This window comes from uncultured Aquincola sp. (genome assembly GCF_964001545.1).
Taxonomy (GTDB): domain Bacteria; phylum Pseudomonadota; class Gammaproteobacteria; order Burkholderiales; family Burkholderiaceae_C; genus Aquincola.
Map to the genome: position 1 here is coordinate 1 of NZ_CAXFDV010000701.1, position 3850 is coordinate 3850.

General features: G+C 67.3%; 4 protein-coding genes and 1 pseudogene. All 5 read right to left on the minus strand.

Going from position 1 to position 3850, the window contains the following annotated elements; translation table 11 throughout:
- Positions 1-100: 100 nt before the first annotated feature.
- Positions 101-1015 (minus strand): anti-sigma factor, encoded by a 915-nt coding sequence (locus tag ABNT58_RS24620; protein ID WP_220787802.1) that lies wholly within the window; start codon positions 1013-1015, stop codon positions 101-103.
- A 19-nt stretch (positions 1016-1034) separates the two neighbouring features.
- Complete coding sequence (locus tag ABNT58_RS24625; protein ID WP_031943581.1) at positions 1035-1538, minus strand: sigma-70 family RNA polymerase sigma factor; 504 nt, start codon at positions 1536-1538, stop codon at positions 1035-1037.
- 61 nt (positions 1539-1599) lie between these two features.
- Positions 1600-1926, minus strand: a complete 327-nt coding sequence (locus tag ABNT58_RS24630; protein WP_051495650.1) for a hypothetical protein — start codon at positions 1924-1926, stop codon at positions 1600-1602.
- 262 nt (positions 1927-2188) lie between these two features.
- On the minus strand, positions 2189-3439 hold the full coding sequence (locus ABNT58_RS24635; protein WP_348756028.1) for a hypothetical protein: 1251 nt from the start codon (positions 3437-3439) through the stop codon (positions 2189-2191).
- A gap of 162 nt (positions 3440-3601) precedes the next feature.
- Positions 3602-3850: pseudogene (locus ABNT58_RS24640) on the minus strand (nuclear transport factor 2 family protein); the annotation flags it as partial.

The following is a 3850-nucleotide window of genomic DNA, read 5'->3' on the forward strand; positions in this document are numbered from 1 at the left end:
GGACGTGTGGACGTGTGGACGTGTGGACCAAGAGCGCGCCGCGCGCCGTTTGATTCCACTGCCGACTAAAAGAAGTGCCACACCGGCCCGTCCGCGGCCATCAGCGCCGGGCGCCCAGCTGCTGGTAAACCGCGGCCGACACCTGCGCCAACACGCTGCGGTCGGCGTCTGACGACAAGGCGTAGCCGAAAGGCCCGTCAACCCAGTAGAAGACATTGACCGCGCCTTCGCGCGCAAAGCGGAAGGCCGTGTCGGCGTTCTTCGCGCCCGGCTGGGGCGCCCCGCCCGGCCCGGCCGCGCTGCCCACGTCAGCGACGTCGTTGGACACATACAGCGTCAGCTTGCTGCCGAGTTCATTGCGGTACATGAACTGCGCCACCGGCCCCTGGCCACCCGGCAGCAGGCGTCCGCCCTCCAGCGTGTAGCCCTGCGACTGCAGGTGCGGCGGCTTCATCGGCGCGCCCATGCGCTTGGACAGCCAGGCCACGAGCTGGTCTTCGTGCGCGGCGTCCACTTCCACGGGCCGGCGCGCATCGGGGCTGTAGACCGCGTGCGCGACGGCGGCGCGCTGCGCGAAGCCGCTGGCAGACACCAGGGTCAGGCCACCCGGAGCCGGTTGCACAGCCGCCATGCGCGCCGCATCGTCACCGCCGGCGCCGGGCCCGACGCCGCGCAGCCCCCAACCGGTGGCGCCGCTCATGACGGCAATGGCCAACCCGGCGGCCAGGCGCTGCAGGTACCAGGGCGTTGGAGCTACGGCGCGCGGGCGCGCCGACTTCAGCAGGCGTTGCGGCGGCTGCTCGTCCAGCACGGGGTCGAACAGGGCATGCAGCTCGCGCTTCTGCGCACGGTAGGCCTCGACGCGCTGCGCATCGTCGGGGCGCGCGGCCAGGTAGGCGGCGATCTCGGCCTCACGCTCTGCGGGCAGACGGCCATCGACAAACGCATGCAGCTCGGCCTCGGTGACCGGGGGGGTGGGCGGGAGGGTGGGCGGCGATGGGCGATCGGTACTCATAGGGTGCTTCGCAATGCATTCATTTGACGACCTTCAGCCGCACGGGTTCGGCACGACCTTCCATCAGGCCGCGCAGGCGCTCACGGCCGCGCGACAAGCGCGACATCACCGTGCCGATGGGAATGCCCAGGGCCTGCGCCACGTCGGCATAGGCCATGTCTTCCAGCGCCACCAGCAGCAGCACTTCCTTCTGCTCGACGGGCAGCAGGTCCAGCGCGGCCTGCAGGTCCAGCACCGCCAACCTGTCGCCTTGCGTCGGCATCACCGGCACCTCGGGGGTGTCATCGTCCATGGTCACGGTGTGCAGCCTGGGCCGGCGCACGCCATCGACGTGCAGGTTGTGCATGATGCTGAAGAGCCAGGCGCGCATGTCCGCCACGCCGCCCCACAGGCCCGACTTGGCCCAGGCCCGCTCCAGCGTGTCCTGCACCAGGTCGTCGGCGTCGTCACGGTTGTTCACCAGCGCCCGGGAATAGCGGCGCAGGCGCGGCACCCAGCTCAGCAGTTGATGGTCGTCGTTCATCAAGATGTTGAAGATGGGGTGAGCCCGCGCGAAGCTGGGTGTGCAGGCGGGTGTACAGGCGTCATTCCTTGATGATGTGCCAGACCTGTTTGAAGTTGTCGCCGCTGCGGTCGCCGGCCTTCTGGTCGGCCTTGTAGGTGTACACCGGCTTGCCCTTGTAGGCCCACTGGCGTGACCCATCGTCGCGAGTGACGATGCTGTAGGCACCCGTGGTCCGGTCGGTGGCGGTGGCCATCATCGGCGGCCAGAGCGCGGCGCAGCCGCCGTTGCAGGCGCTCTTGCCGCTGTTCGCCACGTCCTGGTCGAAGGTGTAGAGGGTCATGCCAGCGGGTGTGACGAGCGCGCCACCAGACAACATGGCGGGCGCCTTGGCAGGCGGCTCGACCATGTTGGCACAGCCGGCAGTGACCAGAAACGTTACCGCAGATGCGGCGATGGCGAGGGTTTTGAACATGGGAAGCTCCGTGGAAGTGGTGGCGGATCGGGCAGCGTGGGTGAGATCTTGCTGACATCGGGGCAGACGGCACGCTCAGGCCTTTTATTCCGCAGGCGTGAAAAAAAAGATGAGGTGTTGGTTGTGCAGGGTGGCGGGCTGCCGCTGCCCTGTGCGTCCAGCGCGGCTCCATGGTCGGAGCCGCGCGGCCTCGTTCTCAGGGTGCGGGCGTCAGGTTTTGGCCGTTCTCGACCGGGCTGATGCCCACGACGTGGCTGACGCTGCGGGTGCGATTGGCGTTGTCGGTGACCCGGGCAGTGATCGTGACCGAGCGCTTGCCCGCAGGCATCAGGAGCGATCCGCCCACCACCCAATCGGCCGTCGTCACGACATAGCCGTCAGCGTCCAGCTCGCTGCCGGCAACGTTGAAGATCGGCGCCAGGTTCGAGCCCGCCGGCACCACGTTGCCGTTGGGCTGACGCAAGGGCACGTCGAAGGTCACGTTCAGACCCGGGAAATTGCGGTTCGTGCCGTTGCTGGGGTGCGTGATCGGGTTCTGGATCTGGCTGCCATCCAGGATGGTTCCCAACACCGAGCGGGCCGCCGTGCCTTGGCCGTTTTCGCTGACGCCGATGCCGTGACGCGAGCGGTCCAGCGCCGCCACTTGAATGAAGAACAGCGATGCATTCGCAGGCGGCGTCGGATTGCCGGTTTGCGGCCCGGGTGACACACGCGACGGCACGCGGGGCGCGATCATCGTCACCTCCGGTCCGTCCGCGTCGTCGATGCCGTCATCGAACACATCGATCGGAAGGGGCGTCAGTGCCTGCCCCGATGTGATACCGCCGCGCAGCACCGCCATCGAGACCCTGTCGAAGCCGATGCGACCGGCGGTGTCGACCACGGCGGTGGTGATGTTGAAGCGGCTCGTGTCGAGCGGCAGCGATTCAAGCACGTGCCAGCCCAGCCACAGCGTCACGCCCGCGCCGGGCGTGTCGTCGGTGCCCAGGATGTTGAAGAGGTTCGCCAGGTTGGTGTTCTTCGGGATCACGCCACCGTCGGGCTTGACGAGGTCGGTGTCGAGGAAGACATAGAGGCCCGGAATGTTCGGGTTGACCTGGCCGAGCAGCGCGGTGTTTCTGATGTTGAGCGATTCTTTCGCGGCGATCGGTGTCGCGTCGCGCGTGACGACCTCGATGTTCAACACGAAGCCGGTGCCATTCACGCTGCCTGCGCCAATGCGGCCTTCGCCCGGCACAATCTGCGAATCCGCCAGCGGCGAGACGATGCGTGCGATCGGTGCGAGGTCGCCGCGTGCGCCCATGCCGTCCCGTATCTTGATGATGTTCGGATACGTCAGCGATTCAGCGCCGTCTGCAGCGTGGCCGGGCAGTGAAGCAAGGCCTGCCGCGGCCGCGAGGGCAGCATGCATCAGCACGGCCGAAAGTTTGGAAAGCGGGTGTCGCATGGGGAGCTCCTGGGTGGATGGGTGAGCAGTGCGTCAACCACTTCAATCAGGTCGACGCACGGGCGCTTGCGGGTATTCCGTTGTCAACTGCGGGGAATGAACCCGAACGACGCAGGTGCGCACCGCCCCCGGTCTGGCCCGGTGCGGCGCGGCGCTGGTGGATCAGTAGGTCGCGGTCTTGCCGGCGGTTTCGGCCGTGGCTGCCAGGGCGACGTTCAACTTGGGGTCGATCTGCCACGTTTCGCTGACGATCTTGCCTTCGCGGTAGGTCAGCACGTAGCGCACCTTGATGGGCATCTTGCCTTCGAAGACGACGTTGGCGGAGACCGTCGAGCCCTTGGGGTTGGCCGATTCTTCGATGGAGCCGATGGTGAGCTTCAGCGGGCCGACGGCCTTGCCGAACTTTTCCCA